Source organism: Citricoccus muralis (assembly GCF_029637705.1).
In the GTDB taxonomy this organism is placed as follows: Bacteria; Actinomycetota; Actinomycetes; order Actinomycetales; family Micrococcaceae; genus CmP2.
The window spans coordinates 2681287-2699411 of record NZ_CP121252.1; the positions used below are offsets into that span (position 1 = coordinate 2681287).

Below are 18125 nucleotides of genomic sequence, written 5' to 3' on the forward strand. Positions count from 1 at the left end.
CCATGTTCGCCAACTACGCCTGCATCTGGGATCGCATCGCCGAGGAACATCCGCGTCGTGCGGCCGTGCAGACGGCTACCGCCCGGCAGACCTATCAAGAATTCCGCGGCCAGGCGGAGTCCGCCGCTCGTGCGCTGAAGCATCACGGCTTCGATTCGGGTGACCGGTTGGCATTCTATCTGCACAACACTCCCGAGTATCTGGTGCTGTTCTACGCATGCCTCAAGATCGGTGTGATCCCGGTGTCTATCAACTACCGCTACGGTGCGCGAGAGGTCTCCGAGTTGATCTCCACTAGCACCCCTCGCGGTCTGATCTACGCACACCAGAATCAGCACGTCGTGGAAACGCTGACCACGAGCCTCTCCGCGTCCGCACTGCCGGACGTTCTGATTCACCTGGATGCAGACGATCACACCCCGCATAGCCAGTCGTCGCCCTTCTCCAGCGCATCCTGGAACGATTTCCTGTCCACTGCGGCAGCTGACAGTGCCCATCAAGACCCGCTGACCCCTCCGCCCGATGATGCCGAACTCTATGTCTTCACGGGTGGAACCACGGGCATTCCGAAGGCCGTGGTCTGGGGCGTCAGTGATCTGCTCCACGTGCAGCAGCAATCGATCTACGGGCCGCTCGGGTGGGACCATCCCGACGACGTCGAGCAAGCCATCGACCTCGTCAGGAACACCGATCGGGCGCCGATCGTGACCCTGCCGCTGGCGCCCTTCATCCACGCCACCGCGCTCTTCACCGCCATGAACACCCTGGTGGCCGGCGGCACCGTGGTCATCAACCCGGCCGCGAGCCTGAACCCCGACGACGCGGCCCGGCTCATCATGGACCAGCGGGTCACGCAACTCGTGGTCGCGGGGGACGCCGTGGCGCTTCCTCTCTTAGACGCCCTCGAGCAGCACGCAGGGACCCAGGACGTGCCTCTGAGATCCGTCATCAGTTCAGGAATGCGCTTCAGCGACGACACCAAGGCACGGATCCACGCCCTGGGGGAGGTCAGCATCGTCGATATTCTCGCCTCCACGGAAGGCGGGCCGTACGCGATGGCCCTCTCACATGCGGCCTCCGACCTTCCCGCACGCTTTCGGCTCACCCCGGACGCCGTCGTGCTCGACGATCACGATGAGGATGTCAGTGACGTCGTCGGCGCTCTGGGGCTGTTGGCATACCAGGGCGCCCTGCCGCGCGGATATCTCGACGAGCCGGTCAAGACACAAGAAACCTATCCGATCATCCGCGGCGTCCGCACCGCTCGACCGGGTGACTACGTCCAGGTCGAGCAGAACCGCTATATTCAGCTGCTCGGCCGCGGTTCCTCGGTGGTCAATTCCGGCGGGGAGAAGGTCTTCCCCGGTGAAGTCGAGGAGATCATCCTGCAACTGGACGACGTCACCGACGCGGTCGTGTTCGGCGTCCACGACCCCACCTGGGGTGAGCGGGTGGCCGCGTCGGTGACGGTTTCCGAGAACAGCACGCTCACCGCGCAAGAGGTGTTTGAGCACGTGGGTGCCCACCTTGCCGGATACAAGAAACCCCGGGTTGTGATGATTTCGGAGCGAAGCCACCGAGGACCCACGGGCAAGATCAACATGCGCGACCTCCGCACGTCCGTCACGGACCACGGCACCCGGTTCTGAGTTCACTAGCCCACCACCACACCAGGAGATGACATGCGAATCTTCAACAAGACAGCGGCACTCGCGGCCGTCACATCACTCATCATTCTGACCGGCTGCTCCTCCGACAACGACGAGCCGGCGGAAGACAGCCCAGAGATGATGCCACTCTCGGTGGGCATCATTCCGATCGGGACCATGTCGGCGATCCCTTACGGCATTGAACAGGGCATCTTCGAAGAGCACGGCCTGGACGTCACCATCAGCACCGGTGGCGGCGGTGCCGCGATGCTCCCGGCCCTGCAATCGGGCGACCTCGATGTGGTCATTGGCAACGCAGCGAATCTTCTTCAGGCCGTGGAGCAGGGCATCGACATGCGGGTCATCTCGGGCTATTCCAGCTCGCGCCCGGAGGGGCTCGATGTGAACGGCGTGGTCGTCGACGCCGACAGTGATATCGAGACCTGGGCCGATCTGGAGGGCAAGAGCGTGGCGGTCAACGCGGTGCGCGGCCAAGGCGACGTGACGATCATGGAATCGGTGGCCGAGGATGGCGGCGACCCGGACGCCGTCAGTTTCGTTGAACTCGCCTTCCCCGATATGCAGGCGCAGATGGAGCTGGGCAACGTCGATGCCATCTGGGTCCCCGAGCCGTTCCTCGACACGGCAGTCAACGATGACGGACATCGTCTCCTCGGGCACCCGAACCAGATCATCCCTGGCCTACCCACCGTGGTCAGCTTCACCGACGGCGCCACCATCGAGGAGAACGCTGAGCTGATCTCGAGGTATCAGGCGGCCATGAGTGACCTGTTGGAACAGTTCATGGCCGACGAGTCCGGGAAGATCGAAGCGACCATGGACTTCATCGAAGCCCCCGAAGAGGTGGCGAAGCTGTCGATCGAGCGCGACGTCTTCGACGCCGAGATTCCCGAGGATGCGATCCGCAGCCTCAACGAAATCATGCTCAAGTACGGCTTCCTGACGGAGGACCCGATCACCGATGAGTTCTTCTACCACCCCGCGGTACAGTAACTCGATGAGCGAGCACCACAGCCTCACCGCCCTCGAGGGATGGCACATCTACATGATTAAGTTGCTGGACTCTGGGCTGCGGCCGCCCTTCGAACAGCTCCTGCGCGAGCACGGCTTCAGCACCGCCCAGTACACGGCTCTGACCGTGCTCGCCCGCCGCCCCGGCATCACCTCGTCCGAGCTGGCCCGACGGACCTTTGTGCGCGCCCAATCCATGGCGGATACCGTCAAGGTGCTGATGGACAAGGGGCTTGTCCGGCGTGAGCCTGATCAGGACCACGCCCGCCGGTTGCTGCTGTTCCCCACCGACGGCGGCTACCGCGCCCTGCAGGAATGTCAGGGTGACGTGAATCAGCTCGAGACCCGCCTACTGGAGAATCTCGACGACGACGAGCGCCGGACCGTGTCGGCGGCGCTGCGCACCATGCGGTTCAACCTACAGCGCATTAACGACGACACCCCGTGATGGTGTGGCCTGTCCAAGTCGCTGGGCGTAGCGATTGTCGGTCGTGCGAGTCGTTGGCAGAACCGAACGAAACTAAACTTTCCCCGAATGTAGGTCAGTTGCGGTTGAGCCCATGCTTCCGTGTGTCGAGGGCGAGCTTGAAGTGGCTCTCGGCTTCATTGACTACTCGCGTCGGGGTCGCCGGATCGAAGACCCGCAGGATCGAATAGCGAAACCCGCTCGGGTCGATGTCGCGTAGCTCGGTGTTTCCGCCATGGCCGTTGGCCGCGTACGTACTCCAGCGTTGGCGGATGCTCTCCGCGCCGTCAGCTTTGCCCACGTACTGACGGCCATCGCGGGTGTCCGTGATGAGGTAAATACCGACAACCGAAGAGAGCGCCGTCCTCCAAGCCTCGTACCGATGCTCGCGCATGACCGCCTGCAGGTGCGGGCGGTCGAGAACTAACCGGTCAAAGCCGGGGAACGGCACTGGCTTCGCATCAGCGATCTCCATCACCGGGTAGCTGGCCGCTGTCGGACCATTGAGGCGCCATGTACGCGGAGACCTCCAACCAATCACCAGCCGGTTCCTGAGGTCGGCAAGGTGCTCGGAGACGGCCAAGTCGAAGGTGCGCAGATTGCCATCATTCGACACTTCGCCGCGATTCTCAACTACCGACCAGAGCCGGGCCCTGTCGCCGCCTTCGCGGATGAACACGACCCAGAAGCGGGGCGGCTCTACGGGGAACATGCGCGACTTCGTCGGCTGCTGGCTCGTGTATGCGAGGATCTCCTCGTCGATCGAGTCGGCATGAATGCCTCGGACGCCCGTACCCTCGTGCTCGTGCACGAACGCGTGGCGTATCACCTGGGCATCAGCAGGATCGATTCCGGCGCTGCGCAGGATCTGTTCGAGGGTCAGTGTCATCCGAGCGACAGGCCCCCAAACGCCGAGCGGAAGCCCTCTGTGTCGTCCAGAATCTCGCTTTGCGGCCCGTACTGATAGCTGATCATGCGGACACTTGCACCCTCCGTCCGGTTGTAAAAGTAGGTCGTGTACTGGGCGTCTTGCGGAGCCGAGCGCAACTGCACGAACTGTCCCAGAGGCAAAGGCGACTGCGATCCGTCCTTCGCCAGGTACAGGTCCCCGTCGATCATCTCGTCCCCGATGCTGAATTCCCTGGTCTTGAACGGTGAGCGGGTCCCGACCGCCACTTCCGCCGTCTGGACGCGTCCGTCGCGCCGAAGCTTCGAACTTCCGGCTCGAACGAGGAGCAACTGTGCCCAGACGTTGCCGAGTATCTGCCGCAGTTCGCTGAGGTCCGACACTAGGGACACCACCTGCGCATTCCACTCCTCGTCCGAGGTATAGCCGGTGTGGCCGAGCCACCGATTCCGCTTGTTGTTCACCTCGTTTACCTTCTTGACGAGGTCCTTCGAGACCAGTCGCTCTATCCCGCCTTGGCCGAGATCGGCGAAGGATCTGTGCACGCGAGCGATCTCATCAGCGTCGCCTTTTTCGAGCGCACGGCGAAACTCCTTCGAGACACGTTCGATAATGATCACCCAAGTCCCGAACGAAGCCCGTTCGATACCCAGGTGCTGCTCCCGCAACGCCTGCCCGATCGCGGCCTCGACCTCACCACTGTGCCTCAGATCTGTGCGACTCGCGGAAAGCAAGACGGTGGCATGGAAAGTCACGATCGCCTCCCACGCATGGATGTAGGCGCGTTGCTGCTCCCCAGGCGACGACCCAGTCTCCGCAGTCCACAGCGCCGAAGCGATTGGATACGGCAACTGGTCTAGCCAGGCACCGAGTGAGTCATCGAAGGCCCCGGCGATTCTGCTCACGACCGCCTCTGCACTCTCGGGAGATGCCCAAATGCTCTCGCGCTGGGTGCTCAGTTCAGCTTCGAAGGAGGCGAGTCGTTCATCGGCCGACGCAAGCGCTAGCTGTGTCCCGCGATCCGGCACGGGGACGATGAGCTCATCTGCCCAGCGCATCAAGGATCTGGAGTCCGGTCTCAGCGCACGGGGGAATGACCCGGTGCTACTAGCCTCTATGGCCCGTCGACGCCCGGAGACGCCCTGCTCCGAGTTGAGCCAAGCCATCAAGAAACTCGGGTCCACCGTCTCGTCGTCCAGCCGAATCGAGAGCACCCGGCCGCTGGAGCCCGTGCCGGAGGCCTCCGCGGCGGCTCTGCCCTCGCGCGTCATCGGGATGTACAACTGTCCGTTTAGCTCGGCGCGGCCTGGAGCCTTCATCGGCGCAGGCTCAGCCGCGATCAGGCCGCTTAGGCGGCGCGTCTTCCAGCCCTTCGCCTCGATGTCTTTGAGGAGCTCGCGCGAGTCGTCCTCGAAGATGCGGCTCGGATCAAGATCGATGGTCTCTTGGGTGTTACCAACGACCGATACCCCGGAGTCCGGACCGTAGCGGGACTCCAGGAACCGATTGTCGATCGGTGTATCGGCGTACGTCGTCACGTTCCATGACAGTCGCTTTCCCTCCCGAGTCAGCCGTTCGAGGCGCGTGTTTCGTCGAGTGAATTGCCGGACAGCGACGCTACGGTTACGGGGCCCTGGATTTCCTGTCCTCAGCCCCGACTCGAGTTCTCGGAACGAACCGACCGGCATTGAGCGGTGCTGGCGCTCAGTCGTGAACTCGGTCTGTAGATCGGCGATCATCGCCTTGCCCCGCCAAGAATCTTTCGGCCGGTTGGTAAAGGTGACGAGATACAAAGGTATGCCGGTGCTCGATGCAAGCCCATCTGGCAGCCGGGTCACCGACTCGAGCAGAGCAGCTTCGAGAATCTTGCGCCTTACATCACCGGTGGCACCACTGCTAGACAGTGCACCGGGAGTGACCAGGGCCGCGACCCGTCCTCCGCCCTCGGCGCTTGGGCGCAACTTCTCCAGAGCGAGCGAGATGAACAGCCAGATGCTGTCCGAATGCTGTGGAAGGCCGAACCCATACGAACCAGACTCTCTACGGGCCTCCACTCCCGGCGCGGAGCTCTTCCAGTCCATGCCCCACGGGGCATCGACGATTACGAGATCGGCCTCGTGCTCCGGGAATGCGTCGTATACCAGCGTGTCGCCATATGCAATCTCTGCGTCCTGGTATCCATGAAATCGCCGTTGGCCATCGGCTACTGCAGCTTGGTCAAGGACCTGCCCGCGGTAGTGCGTCTGCACACCTGCTGATCGCAGCGCGTTGACAAGGACGGATCCTGCGAACCCTGATCCCGCCGCCGGGTCCCAGATGTTGACTGAGGAAGTGACTGAGTCCAAGCGGGCCAGACAGCCGACGGAGAGTGCACGGGCAAGCGAAATGCTTGTAGTGTGCTGGGCTTCAGTTTTGCCGCGCAGATCTCCTTTAATAGGCGCATCGACACTGATGTCGCCCAGCACATACTCGAGTGCAGGATGCGGAGAGTTCTGCCTTTGTGGTTTCCGGCTCATACGCTCTCGTCCAAACGCTCGACGCCTTCGTCTTCCTGCGCATCGTCCATTCGCAGACGGCGCGATGCATAGAGGTACTCGCCCACGAGGCGGATAAATGCTTCCGCCCGTTCACTTTCGCCCGTCAGAGCATCGGTGAGTTTGCCGAAGGCATCGCTATTGAGCACCGCGGCGTCGGTGAGAGTCTCTCTCAGCTCAGGCGACGACATGAATTGGTCCAGCGCGTTGTGATCGATCTGAGCAGCGATGCGAGGATCTTCAGCCGCCATGCCGGCAGCTGCGACCACGAACCCTTCGATCTGCGGATCTGAGAACTCCGATCCGAAGAGAGCGTTGATGCGGGCCACGACGTCTGATAGCAACTGCAACTGTGTGTCTGCACGAGAGACGTGGGAACCGACGAACGAGATGCTGGGCAGCGAAGGAGCGTCTTGATTCCCTGACAAACTGATGTCGATCGCACCTTGGGCTATGTGTCGAACGCGGCGGAGTTCAAGCCCAGATACGTCGGCGTCGCCATCGAGATTCTCACCCGGCAAAATACGCACGAGCTGGCGCAAGAACTCAGCCAGCTTCTCCAGGTCGCTCGTTCCATAGTCCACCACTTGGGACATGAAATCGTATAGCCGGACATAGGAACCGCAGTCCTTTTTGAAGGTCCTGAGCTCGTCGAGAGCCTGGGAGTCATTTCTCTCGGCCGCAGCAGTCCATCGGTTGCGGTACTCGTCACGTGCCGGCGTCACGGCCGCAACCAGCGCTGCATGCGACTGCTTTCGCGTCCACCATGCCTCTGCGTAGCGCTCGACGTCGTTCGGCGTGTATATCCGAGCCTGAGCGAGCTTAGCGGCCAGCTGATGGACTAGGTTTGGGTCGGTCTCCTTCTCCACGTGTGCCTCGAGGTAATACGTCAAGAACGCCTCGTGGATGTCATCGGGGTCGTTGACGAAGTCAAGCACGAACGTGCGGTCCTTCAACTCGCCCGACGGAGCACGGTACGTGCGGTTCAGCCGCGACAGCGTCTGCACCGCGTGCACGTCCGGTAGCTTCTTATCGACGTACATCGCGCACAGCAGTGGCTGGTCGAATCCGGTCTGGAACTTATCGGCGACAATCATGAGCCGGTACTCGGGACGCCGGAACTCCCGTGCGAGGTCGGACCCGATGCCGGGATTCATTGATGCCTCGGTCGCGTCCTCGATGCCATAGTCATCGTCGCTCAAGCTCCCACTGAATGCGACGATCGACTGATACGCATACCCGCGTTGCTTGAGGTACTTGTCCGTTTCGATCTTGTACCGCAGCGCAGCCTGGCGGGAGTCGGTAACGACCATCGCCTTCGCGTGTCCCTCCAACAAGTGGGCGACATTGGCTCGGAAATGCTCGACGATAATCTCGACCTTCTGGCCGATGTTCGTCGGATGCAGATTCGCGAACCGCATGATCTTCCGCGTCGCCATCTTTGGATCGACCAGGAGGTCGTCAGTGTCGGGGTCGATGCCCGTCGTGATGCCGGCTTTACCCCGCTGCTCGATCTCGAACGCCGTTTTGTACGTCTGGTATCCGCGCAGCACATCGAGGATGAAACCCTCCTCGATCGCCTGCCGCATCGGGTACACATCAAACGAGACCGGCAGGCCGTCATCGCCTGGACGACCGAAGAGCTGCTTCGTCTTCGCCTTCGGCGTCGCCGTGAACGCCAGCAGCGACACATTCCGTGCCCCAGCACGTGCCGCGGTCTCGAAAGCGATCTGACGCTCACGGGCGGTGTCAGCCTCGACAAGCTGGTTGATCACGTCTTGGCCGTCGAGCTCGCCCTCACCATCGGCGACCTCGCCGCCCTCGGTGAGCACCTTCTTCAGCTCCGCCGCCGTCTTGCCCGACTGGGAGGTGTGAGCCTCATCGACGATCACCGCGAAGTTCTTCGTCCCGAGCGTCGTCTCCAGCAGATCCTTGACGAACGGGAACGTCTGCAGCGTGACGACGATGATCAACGACGACCCCGTCAGCGCATCCAGCAGCGCCCGGGACTTCGAGCCGCCGGAGCGGCGCACAGCCGCCGAGTCGATGACCGCGACGCTGCCGCCGGTGTCGTCGACCTGCTCGACCGCCTGCTGCAGCTGGGCATCGAGGACTCGGCGGTCGGAGACGATGATGACCTTGTCGAACACCTTCTCGTTCGACCGGTCGTGCATGCGCGCGAGACGATGCGCGGTCCACGCGATCGTGTTCGTCTTCCCCGACCCGGCAGAGTGCTCGATGAGATACCTACGGCCCGGGCCCTCATCGCCGATCGTGTCGACGAGCTTCCTCACCGCACGCCACTGGTGGTAGCGCGGGAACATCAGCGCCGTCGACCGCGTGATCTTCCCCGTCGCCGGATCTTCGTCCACGTCGGTCTTGAGGAACATCTGCGAACCGAGGACCGACAGGAAGTTCTCCCGCTGCAGCACCTCTTCCCAGAGGTACGACGTGGCCGGACCCGACGGGTTGGCCGGGTTGCCTGCGGCACCGGTGTCGTCGTGGCCGCGGTTGAACGGCAGGAAGTACGTCTTCTCCCCCGCGAGCTTCGTGGTCATGTGCACCTGGTCGTCGTCGACGGCGAAGTGAACCAGCGCGCGGGTACCGAAGCCGAGCAGCGGCTGACCGGCCGGGTCGCGGTCCTTCCGGTACTGCGTGACGGCTGTACGCCACTGCTGCTTGAAGAACGACTTCAACTCACAGGTCGCCACGGGCAGGCCGTTGACGAAGAAGACGAGGTCGATCGACCGCTTGTCGCCTCGCTTGGGCGAGAAGTACACCTGCCGGGCGACACGCAGCCGCACCTTCTCGTACTGCTCGGTCACCGTCTTGTTCAGTGTCGTCGCCGGTTTGAACTGGCACATCCGGAAATGCGCCGTCGCCCCGCGCGTGTGCGAGAACTTTCGGCGCAGCACGTTGAGCGTCCCGCCGCCCGAACTCATCGGAGTGTCCAGCCTGGTGACGAGCCTCGACAGCAACGCCTCACGGTCTGCCTGCTCGGCACCCGTGCCGACACGCACGACCTTCGCGTACTCGTCCGGCTGCGTCTCGCTCAGCCACCACAGCACGTCCTCGGGCCAGATCGCCCGCTCCGCGTCATAGCCGTCATCATTCGGGCTATAGAGCCAGTCGTGCGAGCCGAGGTACTCGGCAATCTCGACCTCGAGCGCTTCCTCGCGGGTGCCGTCTGGTGACGCCATCGTCTTCATCCAGCCTTTCGTGCCGTACGTACGTCGAACTGCCCCGTCACCGCGGCCGTGATCAGCGCTGCGCGACGTTCCTTCGCAAGGGCGATATGTTCCTCAGCCTTTGTGATGAGGGCGTCGATGCGCGAGGTCTGCTGACTGATGTGCTCGATAATCGCGTGCTGCTCGTCGATCGGCGGGCAAGGCAAAACGATCGATCTGACATCGGCAGCTGAGATCTTGAAGGTTCCCACTGTCGTCCGCGCCAACAGCTCGATCTGTGCTCGACTCGTAGGCGTGTCCAATGCCGCGACGAAGAAATCTGGGCGCATGTCGGCAGTCGTTCGGATTCGGATCAAGAGGTCAGGGTAGATGTACTCCTCCTGAGTAAATTCGTTACCAACCATCCCCGCTCGCCCGACCATACTAATGTTGCCATTCCCGCGAACTATGAGCACATCGCCGTAATGGAGGAGAAACTGGGAGACGTCCCTTAGGGAATCCCGGTCAACATACTTCGTGACCTCCTCACTGGCCTTTACTCGACCGTCACGAACAGCGCCGATTGACAGAGAGCGCATGTCGCCGACCCGACCGGCTTCTGGCGAGACTCCGTTGCTTGGACCAAAAGAGAGTAGTCGGCGAGTCGGAACGGCTCGCCAACCGCTCGGCAGAATCGGCAACCAAACGTTTCCAGTTCGTTTGCTTACCCCAATGCCATTGAGCCCGCCGGTGAGCGCACTGTCTCGAACTGCAGATCGTCGTTCCCGCAGCAGCCCGATGAACTCCTCCTGCTTCGCCACGAGCGCGTCGATCTGGGCCGTCTCCTGGTCCAGGTAGTCGGCGATGGCGCGCTGCTCGTCGAGGGGAGGGAGCAGGATCGGCAACGCCATTAGGTCTTTGGGGCCGAGTGAAGATCGAACCCCTGCGCTCCCCAAAAAATTGAAGATGCGTCGCGAATACAGATCATGGAAGTAATAGTGCATGAATCTCGCGTCCACGCCCGGCCCAAGACTAGTCACGATGTAGGCTGGACTGACGAGACCAGTATCGTCCGACAGTCCGACTCGGCTTGTCGCCACATTCATAAGATCAATGAGCTTGAAAACAAGCTGGCCGGGTCGCAGCAACTGATATGAATTGAAATCCGCTGGCTGTAGACCATCTCGGTCATCTTTAGCTCGCGGCAACACCCCGCTCATTGTTAGTGATAGCCGGTCGTAGTCAGCCGCTAGCCCTGCGCCCGGAATTTCCTTGACTACGGACATTACGCGCTTTGCCTTTACCAACGACCAGCGCGCGGGGATCTCCCCCAGCCAAAATGGGAGTTTGTTCATGCTTTCGCTCCTTGAAATCACCCCTCAACCTCCCGAAGCAATCCCAAGATCTCGCCGACGACACGTTCGAGCTCGGCGTCAATCTCGTCCAATGACCGAGGCGGAACATACTCATAGAAATGGCGCGTAAATGGAATCTCGTAGCCGGTCTTCGTCTTCTCCCAGTCGATCCACGCATCGGCGACGTGGGGCTTCACTTCGGCGTCGAAGTAGGCCTGCACTGTGTCCTGGAACGCGCCATGCGTCTTGGGGTGTTCACCCCAGCCGAAGGGGACGTTCTCGGTGTCGCGCAGGTCAGGGTTCGGGTCGAGCTCACCCTTGTTCTTTCCCGACTGGATGCGGCAGTAGTCGGCGGTCTCGTCGTGGACGCCGATCGTCTGCCACAGCTTCTTCCGCTGCGCCGGCGTGAGCCGCACGCCGTGGTCGCCGAGGTGGCGGCCGAGCTCCTTGTCGAACTTCTCGCGGTTCAGGTAGACCTCGTCACCGAACGCTTCGAGCGCCTCGGCGAGCCCGTCGACCTTGGCCAGGGTCTTCTGCTCCGCCACGGCACTGATCGCTTCGGGCGTGCACTGGAAGCGCAGCTGCAGCGGGCGTTCGACCGTGACCGTCCAGTACGCGAAGTCGCGCTTGTGGAACGTCTTCACCGGGACCTCGACGTCGTCCTCGCGCGGGGTGCCGGTGAAGGCCCGCACAATGGCGTCGCGGCGGGCGTCGGGGATCTCCATCCTCTTCGACCCGATCGACTTGCGCAGCTTCGTGCCGAGCTTGGTCGCATCGATGAGTTGGACGGTGTCCTTGCGCTCGGCGGGCTTCGCGTTGGAGAGAATCCACAGATAGGTCGCAATGCCGGTGTTGTAGAACATGTCGTTCGGCAGCGCCACGATCGCCTCGACGAGGTCGTTCTCGAGCATGTGGCCGCGGATCTCCGACGGTCCCGAGCCTGCACCGCCGTTGAAGAGCGGCGAACCGTTTAAGACGATGCCGGCCTTGCCGCCGCGCCCCGTCTCGTCGACGTCGCGCATCTTCGAGGCGACGTGCAGAAGGAAGAGCATTGCCGCGTCGCCGACTGCAGGAAGCCCCGGAGCGAAGCGCCCCTGTCCTCCGCGGGCGTGCTCGGCCTTCACCTGCGACTCGACGGCCTTCCAGTCGGTCCCGAAGGGCGGATTTGAGAGGACGTAGTCGAACTTGCGATCCTCGAACCGGTCCACGACTAGTGTGTCGCCCTGTCGCACGTTGGACGGGTCCTGACCGGTGATCAGCAGGTCGGCTTTGCAGATCGCGTAGGTGCGCTTGTTGATTTCCTGCCCGAACAGCGCCGTCGACGCGTCGGGGCTGAAGCTGCGCAGGTGCTCGTCGGCAACGCTGAGCATGCCTCCGGTGCCGACTGTCGGGTCGTAGATCGACCTGACCGTTCCTCGACCACGAAGTGCATCCGCGTCATCGGCATAGAGGAGATCGACCAGGAGACGAACAACGTCTCGAGGCGTATAGAACTGGCCTGCTCCCTCGTTGGCCGACTCGGCGAAGCGGTAGATGAGGTTCTCGAACAGGTCGCCCATGTCGGCGTTCGACACCGCATGCGGCGACAGGTCGATGCCTTCGAAGTGTCGGGTCACCTGAGAAAGTCGGTCGCGGTTGTCGAGCGTGCCGATGATGTTCTCGAAGTCGAAGGACTTGAACACGTCAAGGTTCGCCGAGAACCCGCCAACGTAGTCGATCAGGTTCTCAGCGAGATTGTCGGGGTCTTGGAGCGCCTTCGTCAGCGTGTAGTCGCTCGTAGTCCAGAATGACAGGCCCGGATTTTCGGCTGTCCGCGTCTTCAGCTTCAAATGCGTGCGCCGCTGCTGCTCCCCTTCGTACTGCGCCACGATCTCGGCCATGACTTCGCGATGCGGGTCCATGACGCATTCGAGGCGGCGAAGCACCGTGAAGGGAAGGATGACTGAGCCGTACTCGGACTCGGAGTACGGGCCGCGCAGAGTGTCGGCGACACTCCACACAAAGCCGGAAAGTGCTGACACGATTGACATTTCTCCTGATAGACAAGACAAACTGACGGACGATCTCAATCCTAACGGCGAGGTGCGTCACACCGACGGAACAGCTCGGCGGTAGCCGTGCAAAGTTTCGGCCCTTAGACCGACCGATTCGCCAGGGACGATGGCTACAGGATCTATGTTGCACTCTGTGCAATTCGTCAAACCACTAAACGCAGTCTGGATGGGCTTGTGTGTGCATTCGGCAGGCTTGTCAACAATGTGGTCGGAGTAGAGACGGAGCCGCCACCCATCAGTTACTGCCCGAACGAACGGTGAGAACGTCGTATCCACCTCTCGGCGGTGCGACGCACGCCGTATGACGGTGTGGACTTACGCGAAGTACTTGTCACGGACATGAGTGGGCGTGGTCAGTTCGTTCAGCAACTGTGCTGACAGGACATCGCGACCGAGGCCGACGGCCGCACCCCGCGATCCATCACCTCCGCCACACCGAGCTCATGGTCGCCGGGTAGCACTGCGCATCCCGCGCCAATCTCGTGGCCCGCTCGGGCCACGCCTCTCAGGTTGCCTAGGTGAACTACCGGCATGCCGACCTCGTAGGGAACTGAAGGAGCGGACGGGCAAGACGTACGATGCTTGGCAGAGCTCTGCACCCTGAGTCGGCGACCTCCCATACGCACCTGATGCCTTCGCACGCATCAAGTGCGTACCATGTAGTCATGTCAGACCTTGGCGAAGTGCTGCGCGCGGCTCGTGGTCGACTCGGAATCGATCAATCCGAGCTCGGGAGGCGCGTTGGCGTAGGCCAGCAGGCAGTCAGTCGCTGGGAGAGCGGAGGAAGTCGGCCTCGCCGTCCATTGGCTGAGAAGTTGGCCAATGCCCTCAACCTGCGCCTCGCGGACATCCTCGAGGCGGCTGGCTACAGTTCCACCCCTTCGGCGGAGACAATGGCAATCCCCGTGCGACCTATGCTGCGCACTTTACCTTTCCACGAGCTGAGTGCGGAGCGCTTTGAGGACGCTTGCGCTGAGGTTCTCGGATACCTACATCCGGAAGGTCACGCATCACGGTTCGGCGGGACTGGTGAGAAGCAAGATGGCATCGATCTTCTCGTCGACGGCGAGCTGAGCGTCAAAGGGCAATGCAAGCGTCATCGTCAATTCGGCCCCAAGCAGGTCCGAGATGCAATCGCTGCGGTCGACGTGCCTGCGGCCATCAACTACCTATTCCTCTCGCGCACAACAGCTTCTGCGGCCGCTCGCAAAGAAATCGCAAAAGTGCCCGCCTGGCAGCTGTGGGATGGCGAGGACCTGTCTCGTTGGGTGCGGTCCAATTTGTTCGTCAACTCGCCGGAATCCGCGATACGCTTCGTCGAGACCTACTTCCCGAACCACCGGGAGTCGTTCCTCGGGGTTCCTGAGCCGAGTTCATGGCAGACCCCAGACCAGTTCTTCGCCACCTTCACTGGAACAAGTGGGTTCAACCACGATTGGGCACTCGTTGGACGCTCGAGTGAACTCGCATCGCTCCGCGACGAGATTGGAAGCGGTGTGGTGCCTGTCTCGGTTCTCGTCGGGCGAGGCGGGATTGGCAAGACGCGGTTGATCCGGGAGGTTGCCGCCGCCCTAGAAGCAGACCATTGGCAAGTGCGGATACTCCCTGCAGGCGCCGTGCCGACAGCTCACGACTACGAGCTTCTCCCCGCCAGCGGCAACTTCCTCATAGTCATCGACGACGCTCACGATCGAAACGACTGCGCGAATGTCGTTGCGCGCATCTGCGACCGGAACGACAGCGCGAAGGTTCTGATCGCGACCCGTCCTTACGGCAGGCCCGAACTTGCTGCCCAGTTCGCACGAATATCCATGCGCCTATCTGACCTCCACACCGTCGAGTTGGGCGACCTGACGCAATCGGCGGCCGTTGAGCTCGCGCAGCAGGCCCTCGGACCAGATAACGAGATCTTGGCCGAGCGTCTTGCCTCTATATCGCGCGACTGTCCGCTCGTCACTACAGTCGGCGGGTTCCTAATCCGCATCAGGTCCCTGGACCCGATGCTGTTGGAGCAGGACGAAGACATCAGGTCAGAGGTCCTCTTGAAATTCAAGGACATTCTTGTTCGAACCAGCGGGGTCGCTGACCCAGAGGCTCGCAGCGAGGTGCTCAGCTGCATCGCTGCGCTCCAACCCTTCCGAATCGGCAATGACGGGTTCAGGGTGGCACTTGAGTCTCTGATCGGCCGGCCGTTCGACCGGCTACTCCCTCACTTGGTCGCTCTTGAGGAATCGGGGGCTCTTCTGCGCCGAGGCGACAGTCTTCGTATCGTGCCCGACCTCTTGGGTGATGTGATCCTCGTCGACGCGGCGATCGACCGCGGCTCGGGCACAGACAGCGGATTTCTTAAGCGCGTATATGAAGCAACGACCGGTGACGCATTGACGAACGCGTTCGTGAACACGGCACGGGTAGACTGGCAGATCGATCGACGAATCGTCCGCCTTAGCGCGCGCTTCTGGGATGCGCTGCTGGCCGAGATCAGCAGCTATGCCAGCGTCGCCGCCTACAGCCAGCTGCTCAGCGTGCTGAAGCGGGTGGCGCAGTATCAGCCGTCGCGCACGATCAAAGCTGTGAACGAAATCCTCCGCCATCCCGTTGAGAGCGACGAGCCGTCTGTAAGCGACGGCTGGCATTGGCATACAACCTGGTCAGATGTTCTCGTAGCTATACCGGACGTGCTCAAACCGACCGCCTACTCCCTCGATCACATCCGTGACGCTTGCGAGATTCTTTGGAAGCTAGCGCAGTCGGATCGACGTGCGACACATCAACACCCCAGCCACCCCCTCCGGGTTCTCCAAGAACTCGCCGGATATGACGTCTCAAAACCAGTAGCATTCAACCGAACAATGCTCGACATGGCGGTCTCATGGTCGGAGGGCACTCCTTCAATCTCGCCACTGTCTCCAATCAAAGCGATCGTTGAGACCGAGGGACATTCCACGACATTCCGCGACCATGCACTGCACTTCCACCCGTTCTCACTAAATCAGGATGTCGTGCGCCCGATTAGGCAGTCAGCAATGGATCTAGCGTTCCGCGAGCTCTGCCACCCTGACACGTGGCGTGGGATAGCGGCTGCGAAGTTCATCGGATCGGCTATCAGGTACCCGCAAGGAGCATTCGGGCGACAGGTGAGCCTCGACGAGCGACACTCTTGGGATGACAATTTCGTGGCAACAGTAGACGGGGTGGCACAAGCTATGTCGAGCGCGGACCTCGATCCCGCGGTCGTTGTAGCGCTGATGGAGGCGTTGCACTGGCATGCTGACTACGGAGCTGGGGTGGTCCATGACGCTGCCGAAGCGGCCCTCCTTCTGCTACCCACGTCCCTATCGTTTGAGGTCGCGTTGATGGTCCACGATGGGTGGGGGCACCTCCTACGAGAACGTGACATGACGTTCGGGGAGCATCAGCAAGTCACCGCGGAGATGCTCACACGAATCTCCCGTCGGGTACTCGATGAATGCAACGACGGCCAAGCCGTGGATCTCGTCTTGGAGCGACTCGCTGTCGAGCGCTCGGATCCCGATCGAGATTCGACTGGCGCGAACCGCCTGATCTCGGAGATGGCTCAACAGCGACCAAGTATCCTCCCCGAGATTGCGACGAGGGCAGTGGCATCAGATGATCCAAGCCTAATCAGTCTTATTCCAACAATGATCGATATGTCGGGCAGGCTACAGCCTGAACGACTGATCCATAGCTATCGGCGCTTGGCCGAAGCCGATCACGTCGCCGTCCGCGTCTCAGCCGCTTGTGGTTTGGCGACACGCACTCGTCACGACCACCCACTCGCGCCCGACGAACTCGAGATTCTCCACAGATTGGCCAGACACGACGATCCGTCCGTGAGACTGGCGGTTGTCCACGCCGCCGCATCACTAGCCAGTTCCGACCTCGCGTCGGCCAGCAGCTTGCTCTGCAACGTTCCGTTCGCGGACTCCTCGGTGGTCTCCCACCGGGTTCTGTCGTATCTCACTTGGGAATCCGGCGAACTGACCTGGTCCGCACTCACTCCAGAGGTAAAGGAGTCGATCTTGGTCGAAGTAAGTCGGATGGTCTCCTTCGATGGCCACGAGATCGAGGAATTTCTTCGACACAGATCCGCAGAAGATCCGCGTCGGATCCTTCGGATGTTGCAAGGCCGAATTGAGTTGGCGGAGCGGGAGGACGCTCCCCTGGGATACCAACCTGTCCCGATTCTCTGGAATGACTCGCTCGACCTGCGACGCGATCCTGCCTTCTTGGAGTACCTGACGGAGGTCCTGAGTTGGATTGGTTCAGGCGAGGCTTGGCAGCGTCGGCATATGGGCAAGGAACTGTTCGCCGCGGCGGCAGGATCTTTCGATGATACGGTTCTTTCTCTGTTGCTCAAGCTCGTCCAAACCGGAACATCCGAGGATTGTGCGACAATCGCGGAAGTACTCTCAGCTGCAGCTCCCAGCATGGTCTTCGACCAGATCGATATGGTTTCAGAATTGCTCGACGCTGCTGCTCGTCTTGGCTCTCAGTCGCTACAGCGAATGAGAAGCGGCCTGTGGGCGTCCGCAGTCACCGGCACCCGATCAGGCACGGTCGGCGAGCCATTCGCTGAAGATGTTCGCATTCGTGACGAAGGAGCAGCCATTGCATCGCGGTTGTCCCCCGGCTCACATGCGGAGGCGTTTTACCGAGATCTGAGCGAGTCGGGAGCCCGAACCATCGAGCAGCAGCGCGATCGTGACGTGGTCGATTTCCGCGAATGGTAATTGTTCCTGGGTCGGCTAATTGTCACCCAGATCCATATTTTCGGCGCGTTGGTTTCACAGCTTCGCAGCTGCTTGTGCAAGTTCACCAACGTGGGCCAACCCGTCGGCCATGATGCTCTGCACGCGGATGGCGAGGTTGCAGCGTGTGGTCCGGACGAACTCATTGTTCGACCAGTCGAGGCGGTCCTCGATGAATGAGACTACTGA

At 61.6% G+C, this 18125-nt stretch carries 9 protein-coding genes; 4 read left to right on the plus strand and 5 right to left on the minus strand.

The features are described 5' to 3' along the window. Nucleotides 1-2: 2 nt before the first annotated feature. From P8192_RS12330 to P8192_RS12340, 3 genes are read left to right on the plus strand one after another with little or no spacing between them, the layout of a single operon-like run. Nucleotides 3-1649 carry an AMP-binding protein gene (locus tag P8192_RS12330; protein ID WP_278157324.1) on the plus strand — a complete coding sequence of 549 codons (1647 nt, stop codon included), beginning with the start codon at nt 3-5 and terminating at the stop codon, nt 1647-1649. A 33-nt stretch (nt 1650-1682) separates the two neighbouring features. Further along, complete coding sequence (locus P8192_RS12335; RefSeq protein ID WP_278157325.1) at nt 1683-2663, plus strand: ABC transporter substrate-binding protein; 981 nt, start codon at nt 1683-1685, stop codon at nt 2661-2663. Between the two features lie 4 nt (nt 2664-2667). Then, a complete protein-coding gene (locus tag P8192_RS12340) occupies nt 2668-3129 on the plus strand; it encodes a MarR family winged helix-turn-helix transcriptional regulator (protein WP_278157326.1) in 462 nt (153 codons plus the stop codon). Nucleotides 3130-3223: 94 nt separating this feature from the next. Here the strand turns inward: P8192_RS12340 and P8192_RS12345 are convergent, their stop codons facing one another. Genes P8192_RS12345 through P8192_RS12365 form a run of 5 tightly spaced genes read right to left on the minus strand, consistent with a single transcriptional unit; the run spans nt 3224 to nt 13140 of the window. Continuing rightward, nucleotides 3224-4036, minus strand: a complete 813-nt coding sequence (locus tag P8192_RS12345) for a GIY-YIG nuclease family protein (protein ID WP_278157327.1) — start codon at nt 4034-4036, stop codon at nt 3224-3226. Continuing rightward, nucleotides 4033-6519, minus strand: a complete 2487-nt coding sequence (locus P8192_RS12350; RefSeq protein ID WP_278157328.1) for an N-6 DNA methylase — start codon at nt 6517-6519, stop codon at nt 4033-4035. The genes P8192_RS12345 and P8192_RS12350 overlap by 4 nt, the downstream gene beginning before the upstream one ends. Nucleotides 6520-6566: 47 nt before the next feature. Next, nucleotides 6567-9788, minus strand: a complete 3222-nt coding sequence (locus P8192_RS12355; RefSeq protein ID WP_278157329.1) for a type I restriction endonuclease subunit R — start codon at nt 9786-9788, stop codon at nt 6567-6569. 5 nt (nt 9789-9793) lie between these two features. After that, the gene (locus P8192_RS12360; protein WP_278157330.1) at nt 9794-11110 is read right to left on the minus strand and encodes a restriction endonuclease subunit S; all 1317 of its coding nucleotides are present in this window, start codon (nt 11108-11110) and stop codon (nt 9794-9796) included. A gap of 17 nt (nt 11111-11127) precedes the next feature. After that, nucleotides 11128-13140, minus strand: a complete 2013-nt coding sequence (locus P8192_RS12365) for a type I restriction-modification system subunit M (protein WP_278159824.1) — start codon at nt 13138-13140, stop codon at nt 11128-11130. 689 nt (nt 13141-13829) lie between these two features. On the opposite strand from P8192_RS12365, the gene P8192_RS12370 reads away from it, so the two are divergent. Then, complete coding sequence (locus P8192_RS12370; protein WP_278157331.1) at nt 13830-17918, plus strand: helix-turn-helix domain-containing protein; 4089 nt, start codon at nt 13830-13832, stop codon at nt 17916-17918. The last annotated feature ends 207 nt before the right edge of the window (nt 17919-18125 follow it).